A 24,596-nucleotide genomic window follows, 5' to 3' on the forward strand; every position below is an offset into this window, starting at 1 on the left:
TCGGGACTCGCCTTCCGGCAGCTGGAGAGGGAGTCCGAGGCGCACGGTGCATGGCGGTCAGCGGTCAGCGGTCAGCTGGACTGACGGGTGGGCATGATCGTGACCTGCTGAAGGTTCACCCGCGGCGGCAGGCCGGCGATGAACCCGATGGTCCGCGCGATGTCCTGGGGCGTGAGCCACTCCATCGTCTCTTTCGAGCCTTCCAGCCACTCAAGTGCGCCGTCGTCGGTGACATGGCTCTGGAGCTCGGTGCCGACAATGCCCGGCTCGATCGCGGACACACGTACGTTCTTCGCACCCAGCTCGACGCGCAGGTGGCGGGAGAGGTGGGTCACGTAGGCCTTGGTGGCGGAGTAGACGGCGAAGTTCGGGAAGATGTTCTGTGCCGCGATCGACGAGGTGTTGATCAGGTCGGCCACCCCGCGTTCGGCCGCCGCCTTCACGAGCTGGGGTGTGAAGGCGCCGATGGCGTTCATCAGCCCGGTGATGTTGAGGTCGATCTGGTGCTGCCACTGGTCCGCCGACCGTTCCTCGACCGGGGCGGGCAGCATGACACCCGCGTTGTTGAACAGCAGATCCGCGCCGCCCAGCTCGGCCGCCACCCGGTCGGCCGCCGCCTGCACCGCAGCGGCTTCCGTCACGTCCGCGGCGATGGCCACCGCGGTGCCGCCGGCCTTCTGGATCCGGGCGACCAGGGCGTCCAGCCGGTCCGCGCGCCGTGCCAGCACCACCACGGCGGCGCCCAGCTCCGCCAGGTGCTCGGCCGACGCCTCGCCGATACCGCTCGACGCACCGGTGACCACAGCGACCCGGCCGGCCAGAGGCTGGGCGGCCAGAGACTCGGCGGTCAGAGGCTGGGCAGGAGATTCCGTCGACATGATGTACCTCTTCCAGGAGTGAAGGGAGGAGAACCGGAACCGGTTCTCACCGGCCCCACATCCAGCACACCACCGCGGCACCCCCGTAGATCCGCACCGAGCGGGCCCCGCGCGGGCAGGTACGCGGGAGACAGGTACCGACAGGGCCACCCCGCGCTGAACACGGCACGTGCGGCACCCTCAGACTGGGTGTATGGACCGCAGCAGCGAGCTGGCCGACTTCTTGCGCACACGCCGTGCCGGGATCACTCCGGACCAGGCGGGACTGCCCGCCGACGGGCGTGCGCGCCGGGTGCCGGGGCTGCGCCGTGACGAGGTCGCCCGTCTGGCCGGAGTCAGCACCGAGTACTACACCCGCCTCGAACAGGGCCGTGGCGGAAACCCGTCTCCCGAGGTGCTCGAAGCCCTCGCCCGAGCGCTCAGGCTCGACGCGGCGGAACGCGAACACCTCGTGGACCTCCTGGCACGCCCCACCCCGGCACGTCGCGCGCCCAGCAACCCGCAGCGGGTCCGTCCCGGCCTGTACCTCATGCTCCACACCCTCGATCACGTGCCCGCCTTCATCCTCGGGCGACGCACCGATGTCCTGGCCTCCAACCGCCTGGCCCGCGCGATTCTGACCGACTTCGACGCTCTCCCCGTAACCCGCCGCAACCTCGCCCGCTACTACCTGCTGGACCCGGCGGCCCGCGACCGGGTCGGCGACTGGGACCGGATCGCCGCCGAGACCGTCGCCATACTGCGCCTCGAAGCCGGCCGCTATCCCCACGACCGGCAGCTCGCCGATCTCGTCGGCGAACTCACCCTCCGCTCGCCGGAGTTCAGCGACTGGTGGAACGACCACCGCGTTCTGCGCCGCACCCACGGCACCAAGCGGTATCACCACCCCCTCGTCGGCGACCTGCACTTCTCCTACGAGTCCTTCCAGGCACCCGGTGACACCGACCAGACCATGTGCGTCTACAACGTCGAACCCGGGTCTCCCACCGCCGAAGCCCTCCAACTCCTCAGCAACTGGACCGCTCCCCACCGCGACACACCCGCCCTGCCGCCGGACGTCCGATGACCACCGCCTCCACTGCCTCCACCGCCTCCGCTGTGACGGGTCAGCGGACCTGGTAGCGGGTGAGCGTTCCCTCGTCCATGTGGTCGTCGACATGGCAGTGGCAGAGCCAGATACCGGCAGTGGTGGCGCCGCGCTCGCCCCCGACCCCGCCGGACCCGTCCTGACCTCGGACCCGCCGACGCGTGAGCCCGCCGCGGTCAGGGGCCCACATGGATGTGCGCGGCCCAGAGGGACGGGATGTGCGGGTAGCGTGCCCGTACGCGTAGCACGGCGTGGTGCAGGGCCCGGGGAGAGTCGTCCGTGTCGACGGATCCCGACGCGCCCAGCGCCTCGTAGAACAGCGCCGACATGTCGGCGTGCATCCGGTCCTCGACCTCCCAGAGGGTGCCCACGGTGTGCCGGTAACCGCCCAGGTGCAGGGCCGCGGCCAGGCTCACCGCCTGCCAGGGGGTCTCCGTCTCCGCCGGAGGGTAGGGGACGGTCTGACAGGCGGAGAGGAACGCCAGCTGCGGGGCGGGGGACTGGGCATGGCGCAGCGCGGTGGTGGTGAGCAGACCATCGGCCAGTTCGAGCCCGCCGGTGCGCAGGGAGCCCGGGTTCATGACCCCGTGGGCCGCGACATGCAGTACGGACGCCTCCGCCAGCCGGGACAGTACCGCGGTCGTGGTCGCCTCGGTGCCGGCGAGCAGCCGCGCGGCGCGCAGGCGGTCCCGTACCTCGTTGGCCTCCCGCCGCGCGTGAGGCAGGTCCGCGACCCTTGGGCTGCCCGTCGGGGCGACCACGAGGGCGGACGGAGGAGCGTGGGGCGCGGCGCGGGCGGTCGCGAGCGCGCTGACGGTGACCGCGTAGGAGGGACAGACGCAGTCCAGCGCGCTCAGGGGCGACGCGCCGGGGGACGGTGGATTTGTCAGCGTCCTGTCCTGGGCGGCGTGGAGAGGGAACAGGCCGAGGAGCCCGGTGGGGATCCACCACAGGCGCGGGAGGGGCGCGCCGGGGAGTGGGTCCCGCAGGCCGAGCGCGTCGAGCACCGGTGCGGCCACGGTCGACCAGAGCCAGTGGAGTACGTCGTTCAGCGGCCCTTCCGCCTTGAGGTGATCCTCCATGGGGGCGTATCTGTTCGACAGCGCGGAGCGGAAGCGGTCCAGCTGATGGGACAGCTCCGCATGGTGCAGGCCGGGCAGCGGTACGGCGCTCACGCCATCGGTGGTGACGATGACGGCGTCGGACCGGTACCGGCTCACATTGACCATCACCAGGGGTCCGTCCCCGGCCTGCGCCATGAGGCTCTGGACCGTGGGCCGGGTCAGGAAGGAGGCCAGGCCCGGTAGCGTGCGCACGCTCCGGAGGAGTTGCGTCCACTCCGCCGCGAGGGCCCTGTGCTCGCTGTCCACCGCCTCGGCCTGGGCCATGCGGTCGCTCAACTCCGCGTATCTGTGGGCAAGTTCGGGGGCGGTTTTCCGGACCTGCTCCAGCAGCCGGTCGGGACCCGGCGAGTGGGAGAGCAGTGCCACCCGTCCCCGCTCCAGCAGGACGGCCGCCTGGTCCGGTCGTCCCGCGGCCATCGCGGCCGCGGCCGCGTCGTTGACGAGTTCGTCCATGTCGCCCGGTTCCGTGCCACCGCGCCAGGTCGGCAGGTCGCGGCGGGCGGCGAGAGCGAGCGGCAGCAGGTCGATCGCCAAGCCGTAGCCTTCGAGGGCCACGTCCGGCTGATCCGCTGTCATCGCCAGCCGTCCCAGACGTTCGGCCGCGCGGATCCGCTCGAGAGGCAGCGCGTCCGGCGTGGTGGCTTCACCGCGCAGGACATCGATCACATCGGTGAGCGTGATCCCCGGTGAGCCGTGTTCGAAGGCGAGGCTCATCGACTGACCCAGCATTCCGTGGTCGGCGTCGTGTTCCACCCCGAGCCGGAGGAGTTCGCCGAGCAGACCGACGAGTTCCGAGCGGGTGGTATGGCCCGTCGGCAGGTGTTCCACGGCCTGCCGTGCGCAGGAGATGGCCCGGGTCAGATCCTCCTTCCGGCCCAGCGCGCGCCATCTGGTGCCCAGCGCGCGGGCGAGGCCGGCCACGGCCTCGGCTCTGTCCGGCGCGGTCTCGGGGGCCTGGGAAACAGTCTCCCCGGCCAGGGCGACCGCTTCGTCCAGCAGGCCCGGGTCACCGGAGTGCGAGTACAAGGCGCTGAGCACGCCGGTCAGATGGAGCCGTGCCGATGCCGCGTGAGGATGGTGAGGAGGCAGTAGTCCGACGGCTTCCCTGCCCGCCGCCAGAGCCTCGCTCAAGTCGGCGGGATCCCCCGTGCGGTCGTAGCGCAGTCGCAGGATGAACGCCAGCTCGGCCAGGTGTGCGGCTCTCGCCTCGCCTTCCCCGGGGAGCTCCGAGATCAGTCGCCGGAGTGTGGTGACGGCTTCGTCGAGATCGGGCCACCTGCCCGATGCCCGGTACCGGCTGACCAACGCGGCACCGAGCACTTCCAGCGCGCGGATCCGCAGGGTTTCGTCCGTCAGTGCCTCGCGGGTGGCGTCGATCGCCTGGTCGAGATCTCCCAGGTCCCTGGTGAGGTCGTACCGGGCGCAGAGCACGCTGCCCAGGTTCACCAGGGACCGCGCGCGCCGCGGATGCCGGCTGCCGAGCGCGTCCAGGGAGCGACGGATCAGCGTGAGCGCGGCCTCCAGGTCACCCGGGGTGCCGACGGTGGCGTACCGATGCAGCAGCATCGTGCCGAGATCCGACATGGCACCCGCGCGCAGCCCTCCGGAGGGATCCGCGCCGGGGCCTGGCCCGGCCGTGGCGATGGCGGTGAGACCGTGCTCGATCGCCTCGTCCAGATCGGTCTGGTCTCCCGTCAGGTCGTAGCGGTATGTGAGTGCTCGCGAGGCCAGCAGAGCGAGGTCCCACCGAAGCCCGGATCGTTGCGAATGCTGCCCCGATTCCCTTAGCAGATAGATCACTTCGTCCAGGTCCCGGCTCTCCGCCCGCTGCTCGTACCGGGTCAGGAGCGCGCTTCCCAGGTTGATCAGGACCTCCGTCCGGCCGGCGTCCCCGGCCTCGGCCGAGCCGTCGAAGGCCAGCTTCATCACATCGACCACCTGATCGAGCCCACCGGGACTCTCCTCATCGAGACGGCTCCACAGGAACCTGCCGATGTCGTCCATGACACGGGTGACATGACGGCCGTAACCGGGGTCCCCGTCGTTGAGCAGTGCACGGGCCGTCGAGATCGCCTCGGTCAGCGCGTCCGATGCCTCCTCGTCCCGTCCTTCCGTGCTCAGTTGCGTGAAACGCGTGGCCAGCGCCGTCAGCAGGGACGGCCGGGCGGCTTCGTGCTGATTCCGTGTGAGCCGTCGGTGCAGCTGGACCGAGTCGCCCGCCGTGACACCGGCGCTCCGCATGCCGGCGAGTTCGGACAGGGTGGTCTCCAGTCCGGTGAGCAGCAGCCGCGGGGAGGGCCGCTGTTCCCGTTCGGGATGGGCGAGGCTTTGGAGAGCGCCGGACAGTTCCGCCGCCTCCGCGAGGTTCGCCAGCTTCCGGAGGGCCTCGTCCGCGGCCTCGGCGGCCTGCCGCGGTCGTCCCGCTCCCGCCAGCGCCATCGCCCTGGTGGTGAGGAGCCGTACCTGGAGCCGCAGCTCGCTCGGCCCGCGCTCACCGATCCGGGACCCGGGGACGACCGCGAGCGCGTCCTCGGCCGTGTCCGCCGCCTGGCGGTCCTCACCCGCCAGGATCTGGAGTGTGGAGATCACATGCAGGGTGCGTACCACGAGCATCCGGTTGCGGGCGCGGTGCCCCTCCGGCGACCGCGGGTCGTGCCACTCCCTCCGGGCCCGGCGTGCCCACCAGCGGGCCTCGTCCATCCTGTCGAGCCGCGCGAGGATGATCACATGGCGGGTGAAGGCCTCCGCCCGACCGCGCGGTTCCCCGGTCTTTCCCACGCGCCCGTAGATCTCGCACGCCTCTGTGGATGGCTCCAGGGCGTCCGCGAAGCGCCCCAGCGAACACAGGTACGCGGCCTGTTCGGTCAGACTGGCGGCGAACTCGGACTCGTAGTCGGAGGCGGTCATGGCCGGGTCTCTCTCCCCTGGGCTCCGCCGGTCAGTTCCCGGAAGAGGTCGACGGCCTCGGACTGTGCGGCCAGCGCCTCGTTGGCGCGGCCGAGTACGTGCAGCTGCTCGGCGTGCCGTCTGGTGGTCCGGGCGAGCCGCGCCAGATAGTCGCCCACACCGGCGGTCAGCAGGCGCTGGTACACCGCTCGCTCCAGGCGGGTGACCCGCTCCGCCAGTATGGTCAGTTCGGGCGCGGTGGCGGGGAAGGCCTCCGCGAGTTCCGCGAGTGTCTCCGGGTCGGCGGCCGCGCCTTCGACCCCTTCCTCCAGCACCTCGATCAGGAACTCGGGTGCCTCCGACTCCAGCGCCACCGCCAGGGCCGTGGGTCCGGTACGCGACAGTCGCTCGACGACCTGGAGACGGAGTGCGGCACGGGCGGAGGCATGATGCACGCCCGCCCTGGCCAGTACGTGGAAGGCCCGGTGGAGCTGGGCGGGGGTGGCGGCGGCCAGTGGCTCGGTCAGCAGGTCGGGCCACTCCTGTAACTGGGTGGCCACCAGGTGCTCGCCCAGCCGGTCCGGCTCCAGCGCCCCCCAGCGTCCGCTGCCGGAGGCCGGGTAGAGCGTGGTCAGCCACTGGTCCACGTCCATCAGTTGCCCTTCGCTCTGCCCGTCGAGTCCGCACACGTGGGCGAGTACCGCGAGCGCCTGGTTCCGGTCGGCCGCGCCCATCAGGGTGGCCACGGTGACCGCGTTGGCCAGGCTGTCGTCGCCCAGCTCCACCTTGTGGGTCTTCGCACTCGCGCGCCAGTACGGCCTCTCATGGGTGATCAGCAGGTCTTCGGGCATGGCGCCTTCGCCGCGCGCGGACACCCGGGTGGGCCCCTGCTGGAGCAGGGCCACCAGTGCGGCCAGATGGATCTGCATGATCGAGGTGTAACGGTGCCTGCTCAGGTCGGGGACCGGGAGCCGCTCGGTCAGGCCGGCCCAGTCCACCTCGTGCAGGCCGCGCACTTTCGGCAGCGCGACGGAGAGATCCGCCGCGGCCTCGTGGAAGGCTTCGAGCCGGTGCTCACCGTTCTGCGGCAGGGGTCCCAGCACATCCACCTCGTCGAGGGCCACGGCTTCCTGGAGCTGCCAGGTCGAACCCCACAGACTCTCCCACCACTTGCCGGGCGACCGGGCGAGCATGAGCAGTCTGACCTTCGGACCTTCATAGGGATCGACGGCTTCGAGCAGGCGCCGCACCACATCGGGCCGGGTCTCGGCGTAGTCGACGATGAGCAGCAGCGGCAGTCGGCAGGAGTCCAGCCGCTCCAGCGGATCGGCGGGCAGCTTGTCGGCCCGCTCGGCCTGGACCATGCCGGTGACCCATCCTCCTTCGCGCGCCCGGTGTTCGAGTTCTCGTGCGAGACGGGTCTTGCCGTAGCCGCCGGGGCCGACGATGAGCCGGGCTTCCAGCGGCTGCTCGTCGGACGCCAGCCAGTTCTGGAGGTCGGCGACCTTTCCCTCCCGTCCGTGGAACCACCGCACGGCGGCGACCTGGGCCGTCAGCAGAGTGGCGGGCGAGTGCGGGCGCTGGAGAGTACGCCGGCCGCTGAAGAGCGCGGCCAGCTCAGCGGACTCCAGCACCGGCGGGGAAGGCGGGCCCGGCCGGTCCGGGGTGTCGCAGTGGGCCGTGACCAGGTTGAGGAAGTCCGTGTCGGCGAACACCTCGGTCATCCGTACGGCGGTCAGCCGGCGGCCGTCGAAGCCGTCGAGGTCGATGATCACGACGCCGATCAGCAGACCGTTGCTGAAGAGCGCGGCACCTGACATCCCGGCCCAGGGCGACTCGTCGTCCATGTGCCGGCCCGGGGCGTTGTCGACCTGGATGTGATACTGCCCGGCCTTGTCCCCCGCGGCCGGATTGATACGGCCGCTCAGATGCTCCCGGTCACGTCGGCCGTCCGGGAGCCGCAGCACCTGCGGGAAACCGGCGGCGGCACAGTCCACGCGTGTCGTCTGACACGTCGTGCGCCCCCAACGCACCGGTGTCATCGCCTTTTTGGGCCAGTCCTCATCGGTGATCTCCACCAGCGCGACGTCCAGCTCCTCATCCTGGCCGCGCCAGACGACTCGGCCCGTGTACAGGGTGTCGGCATGCTCGGCGCGCAGGCGGATGACCTGGTTGGTGGCGAGCGTGTGGAACGACCTGTGCCCGTCGGAGTCCACGACGATCACATGGGCGGCGGTGAGTACCAGCCGCGCGGTCACCAGATATCCGGAGCCGCACATCCAGTCCCCGTTGCCGAGACCTGCCCAGACCTCGACGACTCTGTTCGTCTTCATGCCACATCCGGCGCCCGGTGGGCGGAGACCGGATCAGCCCTGCGGCAGCGTTCGTTCCGTCCCGGAGATCCGGGCCGGGCCACCCCGCCGGTTCTGCGGTGTGAGAGTCAGCTTCATCCGGTTCTTCGTCCCGGTGGAACGAGATCCCTTCGCGCCGAGCGACAACACCCCTACTTTGATCCCGCCGTCGGCACCGCGCTCCTTGCTGACGGCGACCTCGAACTCCAGCTCGACCGGGCCGAGTTCGAACTTTATGTCGTCGTCCTTGCCGTCGGCCATGGCCTGATTCAGCTGGCCTCTCACCTGCCGTACGACCTCGGACAACTCCAGCCACTGCTCTTCGTGACGCGTCATGGGAAGAGAGTAGTCAGCAACGCCCCGTTTTGTACGCGGAGTTGATGAGAAGCGGAGCGGAGAAGGCAGAGGCGGCAGCGGACAGCGGCCGCGGACGGCCGCGAGTGTCTGGCCTGCGGTTGTTCGGGGTCCGTTGATGACGGTGGTGTGGCGTTGGCCGGCGGCGACTGTCCGCTAGGGGTTGGCGGTTGCCGGCTGGTGGGGGTTGGCGCCGGTCCAGTACAGGGCGGTGTCGATGTCGCGTGCGGTCCAGCCGTCGGCGAGCTGTCCGCCGTGGTCCAGCAGGTCGTCGAGGAGTCGCATGTAGCGGCCGTACCGTCCCGGCTCGGGGGTGAGGGTGAGGCCGAGGGTGTTCAGGGCGTGTTGGACGCGGCGGTCGTAGACGGCCATCCGCTGGGGTGCCGCTGCGGTCAGGATGGCCGAGGCGAGGGCGTCGCCGGTGCGGAAGCCGGGCAGTTTCGAGATGATGCCGCGCCCTGCGCGAGCGGCCTCACCGCGCGGGACCGCGGTGTCGCGGACCGCGGTGACGGCCCGCTGGGTGACCGCGCGGACCTGGATGTCCGGCAGGGACATGAGCGCGGACACCCAACGGGTCTGCGCGGAGAGCCGCTTCCAGACGACCAGGGCCGCGATGTCCGTCTTGCCGAGGCTGCCTGCGTGCTCGGTTCGCTGCGCGACCTCGTGGAAGACCTCGTCGTAATGCGGTGAGACGTCGGCCAGATAACCGGCACGGGCGGGGATCAAGGTGCCCCACACCTGGCCGCAGCGGACAGCGAAGTCCTCGCCAGCGGGTATATCCGCACTCTTCTTCACGTCCGCATTATGCCGCTGTGGCCGGTCGGCGGGTGCGGAAGCGCCGGTGTTCTTCAACGAGGTGGTGGGGGAGCGTCCCGGGTGTGTGCCGGGTCAGGCAGAGGGCGGCTTCCATGCCGGTGATGAGGTGAAGCGCGTCGGCTCAAAGTGCGGGCAGGCGACCGACGAACTTGTTCGTAGCGAACATGTTCGCTATGTTACGGATATGGCCTCCCGCACCCCCCGCACCCCCGCACCCCGCAGCCGCCGTGAACGGCCCGCCAAGCCCGCCCTCACCTACCAGGGCATCGTCGACACCGCCGTGGCGGTGATGCGGGCCGATGGTCTGCGGCGCGTCACCATGCGGCGCCTTGCCCAGGAGCTCGACACCGGTCCGGCCTCGCTGTACGTCTACGTGGCGAACACCGCCGAACTGCACGCGGCGATCCTGGAGGAACTGTTGGGCGCGGTCGACCTGAGGCCGGCCACAGCCCGAGGTGACTGGCGCGAGCGCCTCGCCACGGTGCTCAGCGCCTACACGCTCATCCTGTTCGAGCACCCGAGCCTGGCTCACTCCGCCTTGGTGGCCCGCCCCTCGGGGCCGAACTACCTGGCCCTGGTCGAGGCGATCCTCACCCTGCTGCACGAGGGCAAGGTGCCCGACGCACAGGCGGCCTGGGGAGTGGACGTGCTGCTCCAGGTGGCAACCGCCACCGCCGCCGAGCAGTCCACCCGCGACCAGGACATCGACGCCGCCGACGAGCACAACGCCCTCGTAGCCGCGCTGCGCGACGTCAGCCCCGCGACCCACCCACGGATTTCCGCGCTCAGCGCCGACCTGGTCTCCGGCACGCCCTCACAGCGCCTGGCCTGGATCTTCCGCACCGTGGTCAACGGCGTCAAGACCACGCCGATCGCCGAGTGAGCACCGATGGCCCGGCCGGCCCCGGACCGGCCGCACTCCCGAGCACGAGAACAGAGGAACCTTCATGAGCACCACGCATCACCCCATCGCGATCATCGGCGGCGGCCTCGGCGGTCTCACCCTCGCCCGCGTCCTGCACATGAACGGCATCGAGGCGGCCGTGTTCGAGCTGGAGGCCGGCCGTAACGCCCGAGTCCAGGGCGGCATGCTCGACATCCACGAGGACACCGGCCAGGACGCCCTGCGCGCCGCCCGGCTGCACGAACAGTTCCTCAAGAGGGTCCACATCGGCGGCGAAGCCCTGCGCGTCCTCGACCGGCACGCGCAGGTCCTGATGAACATGTCGGACGACGGCAACGGCGCCCGTCCCGAGATCGACCGCGGCGACCTGCGCGACCTGCTGCTCGACTCCCTGCCCGAAGGCACCGTCCGCTGGGGCGCCAAGATCACCGGGGCCCGGCCGCTCGGCTCGGGACGGCACGAGGTCACACTCGCCGACGGTTCCACCTTCGCCACCGGCCTCCTGATCGGTGCCGACGGTGCCTGGTCCCGCGTTCGCACGCTGCTCTCCGACACACGCCCCGCGTACACCGGCATCTCCTTCGTCGAGATGGACCTCTTCGCGGCCGACACCCGCCACCCCGAGAGCGCCCACCTCATGGGTGGTGGCATGTTCTTCGCACTCGGTGAGAACCGGGGGCTGCTCGGCCACCGTGAAACGGATGGCAGCCTCCATATCTACACCGCGCTCCGCGCCGACGAGGACTGGCTGTCGACGATCGACTTCACCGACACGGAAGGGTCCAAGGCCGCCGTGCTCGCCCATTTCGCGGACTGGGCGCCCAGCCTGCGGCGGCTGATCGCTGACGCCGACGGCGCCTTGGTACCCCGCCTGATCCACGCACTGCCCGTCGGCCACCACTGGAAGCGCACCCCGGGAGTCACCCTGCTCGGCGACGCCGCGCACCTCATGTCCCCCTTCGCCGGCGAAGGCGCCAACCTCGCCATGATCGACGGCGCGGACCTGGGCCGCGCGATCGCCGCACACCCCGACGATGTCGAGGCGGCCATGGCCGCCTACGAAGCCGTCCTCTTCCCCCGGAGCGAGAAGACCGCCCGCGACTCAGCGGACTCTCTGGAACTGCTCTTCAACGATCAGGCCCCCCAGCCGCTCATCGACATGTTCGCCTCCTTCGCAGCACAGTGACCTCGGTACGGCCGACCGCGATATCGACGAGATCGAGGCCTCAGCCGGGCCGAAGCGCGTCCGGAGGATGCGGCGTTCCCCGCGCCACGCGGGAAGGCTCATCCCTCATCCCTCAAGCGTCCTCCCTCCTCCCTCCCACCTCCCTCCCCCCTCCTCCCTCGTCGCGAGTCAGAGCGGTCGCGTCACGAGTTCCGGCCGATGCCGCTTGCGGTTCGTCCGGGTACACCGCGTGCAGCAAGGCGCGGACAAAGTGATCAGGGTCGTCCAAGCCTGCGGCGGCCAGGGTGTCGGAGCCGTCGGCCAGCAGGTGTGGGATGGCGGCGTGCATGGCGAGGGTGACGACGGCCGCCCGCTGCGGAGTGACGGGCAGTCCGGCGGCCCGCTGGGCCAGCTCGAATCCCGCGAAGTCGGAGGCCGCGATGGGGTCGAGGATGGCGGCCAGCCAGGGCTTGCGGGCCGCCTCGGCCTGCGGTTCCAGGTAGGCGAGCAGCCGGGGGCGACCGGGCCCGGCGACGTTCTCCAAGAGTGCCCGGAACATGACCACCACACCCCCGCGGCCAGTGGGTCCCGGTCCGGCGGCGCGGTGCTTCGTGATCTCGCGGTACTGCTCCAGGCAGCGCTCGGCCACCGCGCGCAGCACGGCGTCCCTGGTCGGGAAGTAGTTCTTGGTAGTGCCCGGCGGCACCTCTGCGGTCATGTCGACGGCGCGGTGTGTCAGACCGCGTTCGCCCGCCTCGGCCATGACCTCGATGGCTGCGTCGCGCAGCCGGTCCCGCCGGTCCGGATTGATCGTCTCGGGGTGGGCGAGGCATTCCGTCGCCGCGCGGTGCCGTACCGGGGCGCGCGCATCCGCACCCCGGCAGGGAAGGTGATGGCGAACCTCCCGCTGGAGCGGATCGAGCGGAAGGCCGGCCGCCGTACCCGAGGCCACCACCGCAGACGAGCTGCGCGGCTACTTCGAGGGCTGGCACGATCCGATCCCGCAGATCCTCACCGAGACCGACCCGTCCACCTGGGTCCGCTACGAGATGCGCCATCTGTTTCCGGCCCTGCCGACATTTGTGGACGGCGAGAGGGTCGCGCTGGTCGGCGACGCCGCGCACGCCATGACACCCAACCTGGGCCAGGGTGCGTGTACGGCGATCCTCGACGCGGAATCCCTGACCCGGGCCGTCGCCGGGCACGGCCCCGCCGACCTGCCGTCCGCCCTCCGCGTCTACGACTCGGACCGCCGCCGCAACGCCCAGCGAGTTGCCTTCGGGCCACGGAACCTGCACCGTCTCGTGACCACCAAGCACACCCGCCTGCGCGACTCGCTGGCTCATATGATGCCGGGTTGATGGAGAACCGCGCGACCGGGCGGGCCGCGGACAGACAGGAAGAGGCTGGGTTGGGCAGGCAGGAAAGGCGCCGGAAGGTGTTCGAACCTTTGAGGGGGGCGGGCCTGGAAGTGCTTGAGAACGGAGTGCCGGAGAGTCCCTTGCCGGTGTTCGCGGCGGCGTACGCGGTCAGCTGCGGGCCCGAGACAGGTCGCCAGGACGCATACGTCGAGTACGACGAACCGCACCTGATCGAACGTGCCAACAGGGGCTGGTACGAGCTGGCGACCTCCTACGGCCTGTTCGCCGCGGATCGTGAGTTCCTCCTGGCTCTGCCGGCTCACCGCTACAGCGCGCAAGCGGCCTATCGGCACCGGCGGCACGTCTGGCGCAGGGTGCGTCTGCTCGACCAGTGGGACGTCATGGGCGCCGCCTGCGCGATCCGCTTGGGGACCAGCGCGTACGGATACACCGAGCACCTGCTCGGCGGAGGCGCCGGACGACCGGAGTTCGTCATGCTCTCCCTCGACAGCGGTGTCGCCGTGTCGGGCACAACCTGGCAGGACGGCATAAGTTCCCTGGCCGTGCCCAACCCGGGGCGTGCCGAGGTCGTTCGCCGCATGCTCGACCACGCGGCGAACGCCGGGGAGGACGGGTTCACGGTCGATCCTCGCGCAGACCGCGCGGAAGCGCTCGCCTGGCTGCGGCAAGAGGATTCCGGCTGAGATCGCGTACCGGGCGATCACCCGCGGGACGAGCGACTTGCCGCGCCCCTTCGCCCGCTCACCGCTGCGTTCCGGCGGGATGCGCTCCCCTTGTGCTGTACGCCGTGCTGTACAGTCGTGGGTATGTCGAAGCCAGTGACGATCCGAGTCGATGACGAGCTGCACGCGCTGCTGAAGGAGCGTGCCGAGGCCGAGGGCACGACGGTGACCGCGCTGATCACGCAGGCCGCGCACGACGCCGTCCGCGACCCCCGTCTCGAAGGCGCCGCGGAGGTCTTCCGTGCCTTCGTCAACGACCACGCGGCCGCGTTCGACGCGGCCTTCCCCGAGGACACACCGGCCCGTCTCGACGCGCCGGGACGGGCAGCCTGACCGTGGAGCTCTACATCGACATCCGCTGGCTTCTCGAGCGCCAGGCGGAGGTCCTGCCCAAACACCCCACGATCCACGACTTCTCCAACCTCGTGGCCGCCGTGGGCCGGCACCGCGTCAACACTCCCAGGATCGGCGCCACCGTCGACAACGCCTGGCGCGCCGCCGCCCTCATGCACGCCGTCATCCGGCTACGCCCGCTCCCGGCCCGCAACGCACTGTTCGGCGCCGGCATCGCCGTGGCATACATGAACGCCGCGGGCGAAGGCATCGACGCCCCGTACGGCGCGCTGGTCGACCTCGCTCGCGACATCGACGCCGGACACATCGACGCCTACGACGCGGCCGACCGCATCCGCACCTGGCGTATCTGAACCAGAACCGTTCACGCCATCCGGACGGACTTGCCGACCCATTTTCGTACGGGCCCGCCGGCTTTGTACGGGCCCGCCGGCGAACACCGCTGTGGAGCTCGGCGCACGGCTGTCGACTCGGCGTCCGCCGCCGTGGCCGTATCGACAAGGACCTCACCCATGATGCCTGCCCTGGGGTGTAGCGCCTGTCCTGGTGTGCGTCCAGGCGAAGCGGAATGACCGTAAGGCGAGGGCGGGTACTGGTGGAGAATCGCAGGGTCCAGTGGTTCGTGAACGGGTAGAGCTTCCGCAGCGCGGTTCGGCGGATGCCGCCCGCAACCACCGCGAAGCGGCAGAACAAGGGGGCAGCCAAGCTGATCAGCGCCCTGGTCGCGGCCTGACGCCCAGTCCTGCCCGTCGTCGTCCTCGTCGTTGGCGTGCGGACCACGCGGGGGTCCCGGCGTGGCCCCGCGCCTTGCCCTGGCCCACTACGCCGCCCGCGGCGTCCTGGAGCACGTCCTGGCCCGGCACGGTGAGCATGTCGTCGTCGATGACCTTCGGGCGTCCGCCGTGGTTGCCCTTGGACGCGGCGATGACCTGGCCTTCGAGGGTCTTCTCCCGGATGTGGTTGCGCTCGATCTGCCCGGCCACGGCGAGGACGGCGAAGAACATGGCGCCCATGCCGCCCGGGTCGTAGATGCCGGTGAGCGGGCCGGTGAGAAGTTCGAGCTGGATGCCGCCGGCCTGGAGCTCGGCGGACAGCGTCATCAGCTCGGCCGCGTTCCCGGCGAGACGCTTGAGCTCGTGGACGGTGAGGACGACGGGCGTGTCGGGGGCGGCCTCCTTGAACTGGTGGGCCAGGACGAGCGCCTTCACCAGCTCGGGCCGGATCTTCACCCGGGTGCTGATCTGCTCCTGGAAAACCTTGTGGCACTCCGCCTGGTGCAGGGCTTCGAGCTGACTCGCCAGCTCCTGCCGCGCGGTCGACGTCCTGGCGTACCCGATGCGGACCGGGCGCTCGGTGCGGGGCACGGGCACGACGGCCAGCGCCGGGCCCTGCTTCCACGCCCGGCCGGGGTGGCGGTCGGCGGGGAAACGGACTTCGAGAGGGCTTTTGCGAACGGCGACCTGCGGAAACGTGATCACTGCGGGGGCTCTCGCAGAACTCTCACAGATGAACATTTGTGAGAGTTCCGCGAGGTCGTCTGGCGGAGATACGCGGCCTAGACCATTGCCGTCAGAACGCCCCCGTCGGCTCGCACCGCGGCTCCGTTGGTGGCTGCCGACAGCGGGCTGGCCAGGTAGAGCGCGAGCTGCGCGATCTCGGACGGTTCGATGAAGCGTTGCAGGAGCGTGGTCTGGTTGGCGCCGATGATCGCGGCCTTCATCTCGTCGGCCGACATGTTCCGGGCCTGGGCGATGCCGGCGACGGCGTCCGCGACGCCGTCCGAGTAGGTGGGGCCGCCGAGGATCGTGTTGACGGTGACCTCGGTTCCGCGCGTGAGCTTGGAGAGGCCGTTGCCAAGGGCGATCATCGCCGCCTTCGTCACTCCGTAGTGCACCATGTCGGCGGGGATGTTCACGCCCGATTCGCTGCTGATGAAGATGATGCGGCCCCAGTTCCTGTCGAGCATGCCTGACAGGAACTGGCGCGAGAGCCGGACGCCGCTCATGACGTTGACGTCGAAGTAGCGCTGCCACTCATCGTCGGAGACATCCTCGAAGCGGTCGAGGCCGAAGAGGCCGACGTTGTTGACAAGGATGTCGAGATCGCCCAGTGATCCCAGCAGATCCTGGACCTGAGCGGCATCGCTGAAGTCGGCGACCAGTCCGGAGACTTCCGCGTCCGGCAGTTCGGCGCGGAGCCGCCGCAGGGCGTCCTGGACGCCGCTCTCGCTGCGCCCGTTGATGACGACCGTGGCGCCCTCACCGAGCAGCGCGCGCGCTACGGCGAAGCCGATGCCTTGTGTCGAACCGCTGACGAAGGCGGTCTTGTCTTTCAGTCGCAGGTCCATGGATCTTCTCGTTCCTGTGGTGCCGTACTGGCTGCATTGACTTTCCTGGGCAAGTGAAACTAGATCGAGATGACTTTCCTAGTCAAGTCATCAGGGATAGGCTGGTGCCATGTCACGACTCAGCAGCGACGACCTCGAAACCTGGTCTGCCCTGGCCACCGTCCTGGAATGGCTACCGGCTGCCCTCGACACGCAGTTGCAGCGGGACGCCGCGCTGACGCACTTCGAATACGGCGTGATGTTCGCGCTTGCCCATGCCGATGACCGCACCCTGCGGATGAGCACCCTGGCCGGCTACTCCAACAGCTCCTTGTCGCGCCTTTCGCGCGCGGTGGCCCGCCTGGAGACGAAGGACTGGATGCGGCGGGCGCCCGACCCGACCGACGGTCGCTTCACCCTCGCCACCCTCACCGATGCCGGCGAACGCAAAGTAGAGCAAGCCACCCCCGGACACGTGGCCACCGTCAACCGGCTGGTCTTCGATTCCCTGACGACAGCCCAGACGCGGCAATTGCGCGATATCAGCCGGCGCATCACGACGGCCATCCGCACCGAAGACGGCTGGACGCTGCCCCCCAAGGCCACCCCTTAAGCGGGTCGTCGTCCCGATCGCGGGCCAGCTGCGGGGCGGAAGGGTTCCCAGATCGTCAGTGTGAGTCGGCCGGGCACGAGACGGAACTACTGCCGCCGAGGACAACGATGAAGTGTAGGGCGGTGACACCGATGGCCACCCTGTCCGGGCCAGACGGAGGTTGAAGGACAAGCTCAGTCCGCTCCGTCGCCATCGTCGTAGAGCCCGGCGGCGTCCGGGTCCCGCAGGGGTCGCAAGGCCCCTGCGGTCGGGGTGGAGGCGGTGAAGCTGTAGCGGCCGAGCACGTTGAGGTTCGCGTGCTTGAGCGGGGAGAGTCGGGCGATGTCCTCGTCCCGCAGCTCGTGGCCCTCGGCGCGGAGCTGGGTGACGGCAGCGTCGATGTACTTCGCGGTCCACAGCACGATGGCGTTGAGGACCAGGCCGAGCGCGCCGAGCTGGTCCTCCGTCCCGTCCCGGTACGCCTGGTGGATCGTGCCGCGCTTCCCGTGGCACACGTCCCGGGCCAGCTTGTGGCGGGACTCCTGCACGGTGAGCTGCCGGTTCATCTGCCGACGGTAGATGTCGTCGACCGAGTCGACCATCCGCATCAGATGCTCGGTCTTGGCGATCCGCCCGTACTCCGCGAACGCCTGCCCCAACGGCGTGGGGTGGCCCTCGCGGCCGAACATCCGCAGCAGGTCGTAGGCGCGGACCTGGTTGGTGACCAGGGAGCCCGCGACCCGGAGCATGTCCGGCCACCACGTCTCGATCTTCTTCAGGTTCACGCGGTTGCGGGCGAGCGGCTCCAGCACCCCGTACGTCCCCGTCTCCACCCCGGGCATCGTCGCCCGCCAGAACCGCTGGTCGTCCAGGTCCTTGAAGCGGGGGCTGAAGTTGTAGCCCAGGATCTTGAAGATCCCGAACACGATGTCGGAGTAGGAGGCGTTGTCGGTGACCACCATCTCCGGCTTCACGCCGCCGTCGAGGTTCAGCAGGGCGTCCAGGATGTGCAGGGAGTCGCGCGGAGTGCCCGGGACGACCATCTGCCCGAGGCCCGCGACCTGGTCGTTGACGGCGTTGAGCCAGGTGATGCCGCGCTTGAACCCGAAGTACTTCGGGGAGGGCGCCGCGCTGATCGTGCGGACGGGGACGACGAACCGCAGTCCGTCGACCGAGGCCAGCAGCCCGTCGCCCCAGAACCGCACGATCGGCACCTCGGACTGGGCCTCGATCAGAGCCGCGTTCGCCGCGGCGATCGTGTCGGCGCGCAGGGAGAACTGGTCGACGTGGACCAGTCGGAAGCGGGTCAGGGCCTCGTGGCCGGGGTTGGTGACCGGGGCCATGCCGATGTTGCACGCCTCCGAGACCAGCAGCGCGACCACCGAGGTGGCCAGGTCCTTCATGCGGGTGGTGCCGTCCCCGAGGTGGACGAAAGCATCGAGGAACCCGGTCCAGGAGTGGACCTCGAACAGCAGGTCCGGCAGGTCGATCTTCGGGAGCATCTTCTCGACCCGCCGCCGCAGCAGCCAGGCCAGCGACTTCGGCTCGCCGAGCGCGCCGAGCTTGGCCACGTTCAGCTTCACCCGGCCGTTGGGCAGGCGTCGGCGGCCGGCGCAGCCGCTCCAGCTCCGAGAACCGGGCGCCCTCCGGCACCGCCAGCGTGGCCACCAGGTCCCCGGGCAGCGCCGCGTCCGCCCGGTGCGCGGCCCTGGCGACCGTGGCGTGCAGCCGCTTCTCCGCGACCGCCCGCACCTCCGACACCTTCCGGGCCAGCACGCTCACCCCCGGCAGCAGCACCCGGTGCCGGCGCAGCCAGCCCACCGCCTGGTTGAACAGGGCCACCGGTCCCTCGGCGTGCGTCCACGCCCGGCCGTGCAGGAACGTGCGGAACTTCCGCCGCCACTCCGCATCGTGGTACTCGTGGTACGAGTGGTACTCGTATGATCACCGGCTTAGCGTTAACCGCTGTACCGCTGTACCGCTGTACCGCTGTGCCCCAAGGCAGGATCTCCACCGCTGTTTCCCGGTACGTGCCGACCGAGGCGTGGAGCCACTGCCTCCGTACCCGTACAGATCGTGCTGAGCGCCCACAGTCGATCAACTCGCCCGCCGCGGTCCCGAGCGGACCGGCGGGGCACCGCGAACACCCGAAAGGACCAGGGACAGTGACTGCTCTGACGTTGCAGGAAGCGATGGACCGCACGGCGGCGGGCATCGCCAAGGCCGCCGAGATGGGCGTGCGCATGAACATCGCCGTGGTGGATGCCGGCGGTCATCTGCTGCACTTCTCCCGGATGGAGGACGCCTGGCTGGGCTCCATCGACATCGCGATCCGTAAGGCAAGGACGGCCGCCTTCTTCAAGACGCCGTCAGCGGCGATCGGCAAGCTGTCACAGCCCGGCGGCGATCTGTACAACATCGAGGTCACCAACGGCGGCCTGGTGACCTTCGGCGGCGGCCTTCCCATTGTCAGCGGCGGCCACGTCATCGGCGCCGTCGGCGTCTCCGGCGGCCAGGTCGCCGAGGACACCGCGGTTGCCGAGGCATGCCTCGGCTGACCCGAACGGCGAAACTGCCCTGCTGGTCGGCCTCTCCGCCGCCAACACATACAACAGCCATGGACTGAAGCCCAGTCTGGCGCCCGAGGACCGTGGCCAGTCGTGTCTCTTTTGCTCCCAACGTCTCGTGGGTGTGGCGGAGGTTCGGGGTGGCACGGCCGGCAAGGCGGGAGTTTCTCGTGGGTGTCCTGGCTCCAGGGCGGCGGCGTCCGTGCTTCAGGGCCGGAAGATCCGGTCCAGGTGGTAGTGGAGGACGGCCGTGGCGGACTCGGCGTCGCGCTGGCCGACCAGGACGCTGGTGCCGAGCCCCGCGGACATGGCCAGCAGGCCGACCGCTTCGGCACTGGTGTCCGTGCCGGCCCGGAGCAGTCCGGCGTCCGCCGCCCGCTGCAGCAGTCCGGTGAGAGTGGTCTCGGCGGTGTCGGGATCCTTGATGAAGGGCTGGGCCGCGAGGGCCTCGTCGGTGACCGACAGCACGGCGTACGAGGTGTAGAGGTGATGGAACAGGCGGCTCTCCTCGTCGACCGGCAGGGCCGCCGTCAGCAGTGCCTCGATCACAGCCCGTGGCCCGGGGTTGTCACCGGCGGCGCGGACCTGGGCGGTCACCCGTTCTCCGAACCTGTCGGCCAGATGCCGCAGTCCGAAGAGCAGCAGCTTCTCCTTGGACTCGAAGTAGTACTGCACCAGCCGCAGTGAGACGCCCGCCTCGGCGGCCACGTCCCGCATACCCACAGCGTGCAGCCCTTGTCGTCCGGCGGCCCGGACGAGGCCCTGCGCGATCTCGGTGCGCCGCTCCGCGTGATCCACGCGCTTGGGCATGGTTCGGTTCTCCGCTCCTCGGATGGTGTCTCCGTTTTTGATGATACAGCCGTACCATGTTTATGGTACGTTCGTATCACGAAGACTGACTGCCCAGGAGGTGGCCGTGCCCGAGCCCACAACAGCCCGTTCCCAGCCCGATGTCGGCCGGTTCGTCAGCGACGCCTGGCGTGCGCGCTACTTCGCGGCCTGTGATGCGGTCTACGCGCTGGGCGCGCCCGCGTCCTGGGAGGGGGACGTGGAGACCTCCTTCGGAACCACGCACGTTTACCGCTACGACCCCGAGGACCCCGCCGCCCGCGAGCGCACCCCCCTCGTCCTCGTCCACGGAGCCACCTCCTGCTCCGCCATGTGGTACCCGAACACTGCCGGCCTCAGCGCCGAACGGCCCGTCTACGCCATCGACACCCCGGGCGACCCGGGCCGCAGCGTGCAGCGCGCGCCCATCCACGAGCCCGAGCGGGCCGCGCAGTGGCTGGACGAGACACTCGCCGGCCTCGGGCTCGACCGTGTGCACCTCCTCGGCTCGTCGTACGGCGGCTGGCTCGCCCTGAACCAGGCGCACCGCGCGCCGGAACGCCTCGCCTCGGTCACACTGCTCGACCCCGGGGGCCTGGAGAAGGTGGGACTGCGCTTCTTCGTGTGGATCTTCGCCAGTCTGCTCGCCACCTCCGCCCCCAAGGCGCTGCGGCCACGGCTCGCGTCCTGGCTGGAACAACCCGTGCTCGTCGTCCCGGAACTGCGCACCATGATCCGCACGGGCGTCCGCGCCTACCGCATCCGCCGGCCCGTGCCGCGACCCCTCACCGACGCCGAACTGGGGTCAGTCCGCACGCCGTTGTACCTGGTGCTCGGCAGGCGCAGCCTCCTGCTGCACCCCGACCGGCAGGTCGAACGCGTGCCCAGGCTGATCCCCGGCGCACAGGCCGAGATCATCTCCCGAACCGGCCACGGCCCGCAGTTCGACCACCCGGGGCTGACCAACCGGAAGATGCTCGACTTCATGAACGCCACCGACCTCGGCCTGCCGACATCGCGCTGAGGCGTGGCAGCGGCTGCGGGCGAGACACTCCGATCCACCGGCCAGAGCCAACACCGGCTCCCGCCGCAAGACATACTCGGCCGCCCTGGGACAGGCTCAGCAACTGTTCCAGGGCTGCGGTCCGTTCCAGAGTTGCCGTTGTCGTGGGCCCGGCCACGCGCCCGAGCGCCCAACGGCCCGGCCGTGTACTCGATTCCGGCTGCGCGGCTGCCCGGGTCGGGAAGCGGGACGTGGTGGCGCGGCGGACCGCCGCGACTCGGACGGGCCATGGCTGACGTAGCGTCAAGTCCCCTATCCGTGAGTTCCCTTGGCGACAGGCGGCCAAACGAGCGGGCAGATCTCGGGGTCGGCGTAGTCGGGCTCACCGTTGGGGAGGGGCCTGACGAACCGGTCGTGCACGTAGGCCGCCGGGGTTCCGTCGTCGTCGTTCGCGGCTCGGTAGTGGTTGGCCCCGTCCTGATAATGGATGCTGATCGCATTGCGCGCGGTCGTGGCAAGGTTGGCACCGCTGCCGTGCATGGTGAGGGGATGGTGGAAACTCACCTGACCGCGCTTGAGCTCGATCCTCTGGACATCCACCGTCACGTCCTGGGAGCTGAGGGATTCGAGCCGGTTCCAGAGCGTGTCATGGTCCTCGGTGATGAAGGTCTTCGCCGCACGCAGCGCCCGGATCTCGTCGGTGTCAGGCCAGCTGTGACTGCCGCTCAGCACCGTCAGCGTCCCCATCGACACCGTGGTGTCCTGCAACGGCACCCATGCCGTGGTCATTCGGTCCGAGGAGCAGGTCGCCCAGTAGGCCCGGTCGCAGTGCCAGCCCACCTGCGCGTACTGCTCCGCCGCGCCCGGACGCTTCCTGATGAGCGCCGTGTTGAAGATCCGGAGCCGGCGGCTGCCGGAGAGCAGCGCGGCGATCCGCGCGAGGGCGGGAAAGGACGCCAGGTCAGCCATGGCCCGGTACTGCAGGGCTATGTACTGGTTGAGTCGTGTCGGTCGGGGCTCTCCGGGCGGCCAGGCGAGGAACTCCTGTAGGCGCTGAGGGATACTGGTGTCGCGGTGGTCCCCGTCGAGGTCACGCAGTACCTCGTTTGCGCGGTCGAGGAGCTCTTCGGGGAGGACGGTGTCGGTTGCGTACCAGCCGTGCCGGCGGTAGAAGGCGAGGGCCTCGGCGCCGGGGGTGTTGTCACTGGTGACCATGGGCGGAACTCTCCTTCGAACGATGGGCGAGTGCCTGCTGGAGGAAGTGACTCTGCGACCGCATCACGCCCTCGATCATGGCGTGCGGTGTCCGGTGGGTTGCGGCCGAGAGCGGTAGCACGGTGTGCGGGCGCCCGGCGACGAGCAGGGCGTGGGAAAGACGAAGGGTGTGTGCCGCCACCACGTTGTCGTCGGCCAGGCCGTGGATCAGCATCAGCGGGCGGCGCAGGGAGGCGGCCTCGGTGAGCGGGGAGTTGGCGGCGTACACGTCCGCCCGACCGTCCGGGTGTCCGAGATACCGTTCGGTGTAGAAGGTGTTGTACAGACGGCGGTCCGTCACCGGAGCGCCGGCCACCGCGGCGTGGAAGACATCTGGGCGGCGCAGCACGGCGAGGAGCGCGAGGTATCCGCCGTGTGACCAGCCACGGATCGCCACCCGGTCCAGATCCAGGAGGCCGGGAAACCGTGCGGCGGTCGCGTGCAGGGCGTCCACTTGGTCCTCCACGTTCATCCGGGCCTCGTCGAAGCGGATCGACCTGTCCCAGACCGGCCCCCGGCCGGGGGTGCCGCGGCCATCGGCGATGAGAACGGCGAAGCCCTGCTCGGCGAACCACTGGGAGAACAGATACTTGTCGTGTGCCGCCAGCACGCGCTGTGCCGCCGGCCCGCCGTAGGGGTCGAGGAGGACCGGCAGACTCCCGGCTTCCGGGCGATGGCCGGTGGGCAGCAGCAGCGCGCACCTGAGTTCTCTGGCGCCGACGGTGAGCAGGCGCGGGCGGGGCAGGAGAACGGGTGTCTCCGCGGTGTTCGTCAGGATGCCGGTGTGCCTGCCCCCGGTGTGTACCTCGACGATCGAGCCGGGGCGGTGCGGCGACTGCGAGACGGTGACCAGCACGCGGCCGGACCGGGTGGCGTGGTGTACCCCCGGGGTACGGGTCAGTTGGCGGGTCCCGCCCTCCGGTCCGCAGACATGGACGTGGATCTGTGTCGGATCGTCGGCGCTCGCGCTGAACAGCACGTCGTCGGAGACGTCGAGCAGGGCGCGGACCTGGAGGCCGTCCGGGGTCACCGGCTTGTCGTCGACCAGCAGTCGGTACGCTCCTCGGCGCACCGCGACGCGGACCAGCCTGCCGTCCCTGGTCCAGGCCGGGGCGCCCGGGACGACCGTTACCCAGTCGGGGTCGGTGTCCGCTGCCCGCACCGTGGTCGTGCCGTCCTCCGCCACCGAGAGGACTTGTAGGGTGCGCTGGTCGCGTGACTGGACTTGGACCAGGGCGGGGCCGTGCGGAGACCAGTGGACCGCGCTCAGATAGGGCAGGGCGGCCTCGTCCCAGCGGATCCGGTGGCGGGTGCCGTCCAGAGCGACGCGCCACAGTGTGACCTTCGCGTTGGCGGTACCGGCCGCGGGATAGGCGACGCGTGCGGGCGGGCGGTGGGGCGCGGCCGGGTCGGACAGGTACCACTTCGTCACCTCGCTCGTGTCGACCCGGGTGACCAGCAGGCTCGCCCCGTCGGGAGCCCACCAGAAGCCACGGGTGCGGCCCATCTCCTCGGCCGCGACGAATTCGGCCAACCCCCATGTGATGTCGGGTCCTTCGGGCTCGGTCAGGGCGACATCGGGTCCGTGCGCCGACGTCACGCGCACGGCACCGTCGGCCACGTAGGCGATCCGGGAACCGGTCGGATCGAGGCGGGGGCCGACGGCGCCGGGGGCCGCCCGGATCTCCCGGATCCGGCCGGACCCGAGATCCGCGTGGAAGAGCCTCCCCGACAGCGCGAACACGGCCGTCCGCACCGCGCTGTCGACCGCGAACGAGGTGATCCCGGCGGCGGACTCCCTGGTCCGCTCGCGATGCGTGTGCTCGGCCTGGGGCGGCCGGTCCCGCCCGCCGCGCAGCAGTTCACCCGGATCGGCCACCAGTCGCTCCCCCCGGATATCCGTCTCGCGTACCCACAGGCAGGTGGAAGTGTCCGATCCGGTCCGCGTGCGGAGGAAAGCAATTCGGCCACCGTCAGGCGAGATCCGGAAGCCGCGGGGCACT

General features: G+C 70.2%; 20 protein-coding genes and 5 pseudogenes. 10 read left to right on the forward strand and 15 right to left on the reverse strand.

Features of this window, described 5'->3' with window-relative positions; genetic code table 11:
* Nucleotides 1-71: 71 nt before the first annotated feature.
* A complete protein-coding gene (locus tag ACWGDX_RS11555) occupies nt 72-878 on the reverse strand; it encodes an SDR family oxidoreductase (RefSeq protein ID WP_453624523.1) in 807 nt (268 codons plus the stop codon).
* 193 nt (nt 879-1,071) lie between these two features.
* On the opposite strand from ACWGDX_RS11555, the gene ACWGDX_RS11560 reads away from it, so the two are divergent.
* On the forward strand, nt 1,072-1,944 hold the full coding sequence (locus ACWGDX_RS11560) for a helix-turn-helix transcriptional regulator (protein ID WP_453624524.1): 873 nt from the start codon (nt 1,072-1,074) through the stop codon (nt 1,942-1,944).
* A 40-nt stretch (nt 1,945-1,984) separates the two neighbouring features.
* Here the strand turns inward: ACWGDX_RS11560 and ACWGDX_RS11565 are convergent, their stop codons facing one another.
* From ACWGDX_RS11565 to ACWGDX_RS11585, 5 genes are all read right to left on the reverse strand, one after another.
* Nucleotides 1,985-2,155 (reverse strand): multicopper oxidase domain-containing protein, encoded by a 171-nt coding sequence (locus tag ACWGDX_RS11565; RefSeq protein ID WP_453624526.1) that lies wholly within the window; start codon nt 2,153-2,155, stop codon nt 1,985-1,987.
* Entirely contained in the window at nt 2,142-5,996 is a 3,855-nt protein-coding gene (locus ACWGDX_RS11570) for a CHAT domain-containing protein (protein WP_453624528.1), read from the reverse strand. Before ACWGDX_RS11570 ends, ACWGDX_RS11565 begins: the two co-directional genes overlap by 14 nt.
* Entirely contained in the window at nt 5,993-8,308 is a 2,316-nt protein-coding gene (locus ACWGDX_RS11575) for a S1 family peptidase (RefSeq protein ID WP_453624530.1), read from the reverse strand. The genes ACWGDX_RS11570 and ACWGDX_RS11575 overlap by 4 nt, the downstream gene beginning before the upstream one ends.
* Nucleotides 8,309-8,341: 33 nt before the next feature.
* Complete coding sequence (locus tag ACWGDX_RS11580; protein WP_453624532.1) at nt 8,342-8,662, reverse strand: trypco2 family protein; 321 nt, start codon at nt 8,660-8,662, stop codon at nt 8,342-8,344.
* A 174-nt stretch (nt 8,663-8,836) separates the two neighbouring features.
* Nucleotides 8,837-9,475 carry a hypothetical protein gene (locus tag ACWGDX_RS11585; protein ID WP_453624534.1) on the reverse strand — a complete coding sequence of 213 codons (639 nt, stop codon included), beginning with the start codon at nt 9,473-9,475 and terminating at the stop codon, nt 8,837-8,839.
* A gap of 205 nt (nt 9,476-9,680) precedes the next feature.
* On the opposite strand from ACWGDX_RS11585, the gene ACWGDX_RS11590 reads away from it, so the two are divergent.
* A complete protein-coding gene (locus ACWGDX_RS11590) occupies nt 9,681-10,379 on the forward strand; it encodes a TetR/AcrR family transcriptional regulator (RefSeq protein ID WP_453624536.1) in 699 nt (232 codons plus the stop codon).
* 64 nt (nt 10,380-10,443) lie between these two features.
* Nucleotides 10,444-11,586 carry an FAD-dependent oxidoreductase gene (locus ACWGDX_RS11595; protein WP_453624538.1) on the forward strand — a complete coding sequence of 381 codons (1,143 nt, stop codon included), beginning with the start codon at nt 10,444-10,446 and terminating at the stop codon, nt 11,584-11,586.
* Between the two features lie 217 nt (nt 11,587-11,803).
* On the opposite strand, the pseudogene ACWGDX_RS11600 reads toward ACWGDX_RS11595, so the two are convergent.
* A pseudogene (locus ACWGDX_RS11600) lies at nt 11,804-12,376 on the reverse strand (TetR/AcrR family transcriptional regulator); the annotation flags it as partial.
* Between ACWGDX_RS11600 and ACWGDX_RS11605 the strand changes: the two are divergent.
* The 4 genes and pseudogenes from ACWGDX_RS11605 to ACWGDX_RS11620 form a co-directional block, all read left to right on the forward strand.
* A pseudogene (locus tag ACWGDX_RS11605) lies at nt 12,353-12,926 on the forward strand (FAD-dependent oxidoreductase); the annotation flags it as partial. The pseudogenes ACWGDX_RS11600 and ACWGDX_RS11605 sit on opposite strands and share 24 nt — an antisense overlap.
* On the forward strand, nt 12,923-13,630 hold the full coding sequence (locus ACWGDX_RS11610; protein WP_453624539.1) for a hypothetical protein: 708 nt from the start codon (nt 12,923-12,925) through the stop codon (nt 13,628-13,630). The pseudogene ACWGDX_RS11605 and the gene ACWGDX_RS11610, both read left to right, overlap by 4 nt.
* 123 nt (nt 13,631-13,753) lie before the next feature.
* A complete protein-coding gene (locus tag ACWGDX_RS11615; RefSeq protein WP_363084254.1) occupies nt 13,754-14,002 on the forward strand; it encodes a YlcI/YnfO family protein in 249 nt (82 codons plus the stop codon).
* Nucleotides 14,003-14,004: 2 nt separating this feature from the next.
* Complete coding sequence (locus tag ACWGDX_RS11620) at nt 14,005-14,376, forward strand: toxin Doc (protein ID WP_453624541.1); 372 nt, start codon at nt 14,005-14,007, stop codon at nt 14,374-14,376.
* 187 nt (nt 14,377-14,563) lie between these two features.
* Here the strand turns inward: ACWGDX_RS11620 and ACWGDX_RS11625 are convergent.
* The 3 genes and pseudogenes from ACWGDX_RS11625 to ACWGDX_RS11635 all read right to left on the reverse strand — a co-directional run.
* Nucleotides 14,564-14,803: pseudogene (locus ACWGDX_RS11625) on the reverse strand (DUF6193 family natural product biosynthesis protein); the annotation flags it as partial.
* Nucleotides 14,734-15,501: a recombinase family protein gene (locus ACWGDX_RS11630; RefSeq protein WP_453624543.1), complete on the reverse strand. Its 768-nt coding sequence runs from the start codon at nt 15,499-15,501 to the stop codon at nt 14,734-14,736. The pseudogene ACWGDX_RS11625 and the gene ACWGDX_RS11630, both read right to left, overlap by 70 nt.
* 77 nt (nt 15,502-15,578) lie before the next feature.
* Nucleotides 15,579-16,370 (reverse strand): SDR family NAD(P)-dependent oxidoreductase, encoded by a 792-nt coding sequence (locus ACWGDX_RS11635; protein WP_453624545.1) that lies wholly within the window; start codon nt 16,368-16,370, stop codon nt 15,579-15,581.
* A 109-nt stretch (nt 16,371-16,479) separates the two neighbouring features.
* Here ACWGDX_RS11635 and ACWGDX_RS11640 point away from each other — a divergent pair, with 109 nt between their 5' ends.
* Nucleotides 16,480-16,962 carry a MarR family winged helix-turn-helix transcriptional regulator gene (locus ACWGDX_RS11640; RefSeq protein WP_453624547.1) on the forward strand — a complete coding sequence of 161 codons (483 nt, stop codon included), beginning with the start codon at nt 16,480-16,482 and terminating at the stop codon, nt 16,960-16,962.
* Between the two features lie 173 nt (nt 16,963-17,135).
* Here ACWGDX_RS11640 and ACWGDX_RS11645 read toward each other — a convergent pair.
* Nucleotides 17,136-18,536, reverse strand: a pseudogene (locus ACWGDX_RS11645) (transposase); the annotation flags it as partial.
* 166 nt (nt 18,537-18,702) lie between these two features.
* Nucleotides 18,703-18,867, reverse strand: a pseudogene (locus ACWGDX_RS11650) (DUF4158 domain-containing protein); the annotation flags it as partial.
* Between the two features lie 239 nt (nt 18,868-19,106).
* Here ACWGDX_RS11650 and ACWGDX_RS11655 point away from each other — a divergent pair.
* Nucleotides 19,107-19,499: a GlcG/HbpS family heme-binding protein gene (locus ACWGDX_RS11655; protein WP_453624549.1), complete on the forward strand. Its 393-nt coding sequence runs from the start codon at nt 19,107-19,109 to the stop codon at nt 19,497-19,499.
* Nucleotides 19,500-19,715: 216 nt separating this feature from the next.
* On the opposite strand, the gene ACWGDX_RS11660 is transcribed toward ACWGDX_RS11655, so the two are convergent.
* Nucleotides 19,716-20,318 carry a TetR/AcrR family transcriptional regulator gene (locus tag ACWGDX_RS11660; RefSeq protein WP_453624551.1) on the reverse strand — a complete coding sequence of 201 codons (603 nt, stop codon included), beginning with the start codon at nt 20,316-20,318 and terminating at the stop codon, nt 19,716-19,718.
* A gap of 106 nt (nt 20,319-20,424) precedes the next feature.
* Here ACWGDX_RS11660 and ACWGDX_RS11665 point away from each other — a divergent pair, with 106 nt between their 5' ends.
* Entirely contained in the window at nt 20,425-21,360 is a 936-nt protein-coding gene (locus ACWGDX_RS11665) for an alpha/beta fold hydrolase (protein ID WP_453624553.1), read from the forward strand.
* Between the two features lie 291 nt (nt 21,361-21,651).
* Here the strand turns inward: ACWGDX_RS11665 and ACWGDX_RS11670 are convergent, their stop codons facing one another.
* On the reverse strand, nt 21,652-22,554 hold the full coding sequence (locus ACWGDX_RS11670) for a phytanoyl-CoA dioxygenase family protein (RefSeq protein WP_453624555.1): 903 nt from the start codon (nt 22,552-22,554) through the stop codon (nt 21,652-21,654).
* Nucleotides 22,541-24,472 carry a prolyl oligopeptidase family serine peptidase gene (locus ACWGDX_RS11675; protein ID WP_453624557.1) on the reverse strand — a complete coding sequence of 644 codons (1,932 nt, stop codon included), beginning with the start codon at nt 24,470-24,472 and terminating at the stop codon, nt 22,541-22,543. Before ACWGDX_RS11675 ends, ACWGDX_RS11670 begins: the two co-directional genes overlap by 14 nt.
* Nucleotides 24,473-24,596: the final 124 nt, after the last annotated feature.

The organism is Streptomyces sp. NPDC055025 (genome assembly GCF_053608565.1).

What these genes read in the sequence shown, in the direction of transcription:
- ACWGDX_RS11555 (WP_453624523.1), bottom strand. Translation starts at nt 878, where the DNA reads ATGTCGACGGAATCTCCTGCCCAGCCTCTGACCGCCGAGTCTCTGGCC.
- ACWGDX_RS11570 (WP_453624528.1), bottom strand. Translation starts at nt 5,996, where the DNA reads ATGACCGCCTCCGACTACGAGTCCGAGTTCGCCGCCAGTCTGACCGAA.
- ACWGDX_RS11565 (WP_453624526.1), bottom strand. Translation starts at nt 2,155, where the DNA reads ATGTGGGCCCCTGACCGCGGCGGGCTCACGCGTCGGCGGGTCCGAGGT.
- ACWGDX_RS11590 (WP_453624536.1), top strand. Translation starts at nt 9,681, where the DNA reads ATGGCCTCCCGCACCCCCCGCACCCCCGCACCCCGCAGCCGCCGTGAA.
- ACWGDX_RS11670 (WP_453624555.1), bottom strand. Translation starts at nt 22,554, where the DNA reads ATGGTCACCAGTGACAACACCCCCGGCGCCGAGGCCCTCGCCTTCTAC.
- ACWGDX_RS11575 (WP_453624530.1), bottom strand. Translation starts at nt 8,308, where the DNA reads ATGAAGACGAACAGAGTCGTCGAGGTCTGGGCAGGTCTCGGCAACGGG.
- ACWGDX_RS11640 (WP_453624547.1), top strand. Translation starts at nt 16,480, where the DNA reads ATGTCACGACTCAGCAGCGACGACCTCGAAACCTGGTCTGCCCTGGCC.
- ACWGDX_RS11660 (WP_453624551.1), bottom strand. Translation starts at nt 20,318, where the DNA reads ATGCCCAAGCGCGTGGATCACGCGGAGCGGCGCACCGAGATCGCGCAG.
- ACWGDX_RS11595 (WP_453624538.1), top strand. Translation starts at nt 10,444, where the DNA reads ATGAGCACCACGCATCACCCCATCGCGATCATCGGCGGCGGCCTCGGC.
- ACWGDX_RS11580 (WP_453624532.1), bottom strand. Translation starts at nt 8,662, where the DNA reads ATGACGCGTCACGAAGAGCAGTGGCTGGAGTTGTCCGAGGTCGTACGG.
- ACWGDX_RS11560 (WP_453624524.1), top strand. Translation starts at nt 1,072, where the DNA reads ATGGACCGCAGCAGCGAGCTGGCCGACTTCTTGCGCACACGCCGTGCC.
- ACWGDX_RS11615 (WP_363084254.1), top strand. Translation starts at nt 13,754, where the DNA reads ATGTCGAAGCCAGTGACGATCCGAGTCGATGACGAGCTGCACGCGCTG.
- ACWGDX_RS11635 (WP_453624545.1), bottom strand. Translation starts at nt 16,370, where the DNA reads ATGGACCTGCGACTGAAAGACAAGACCGCCTTCGTCAGCGGTTCGACA.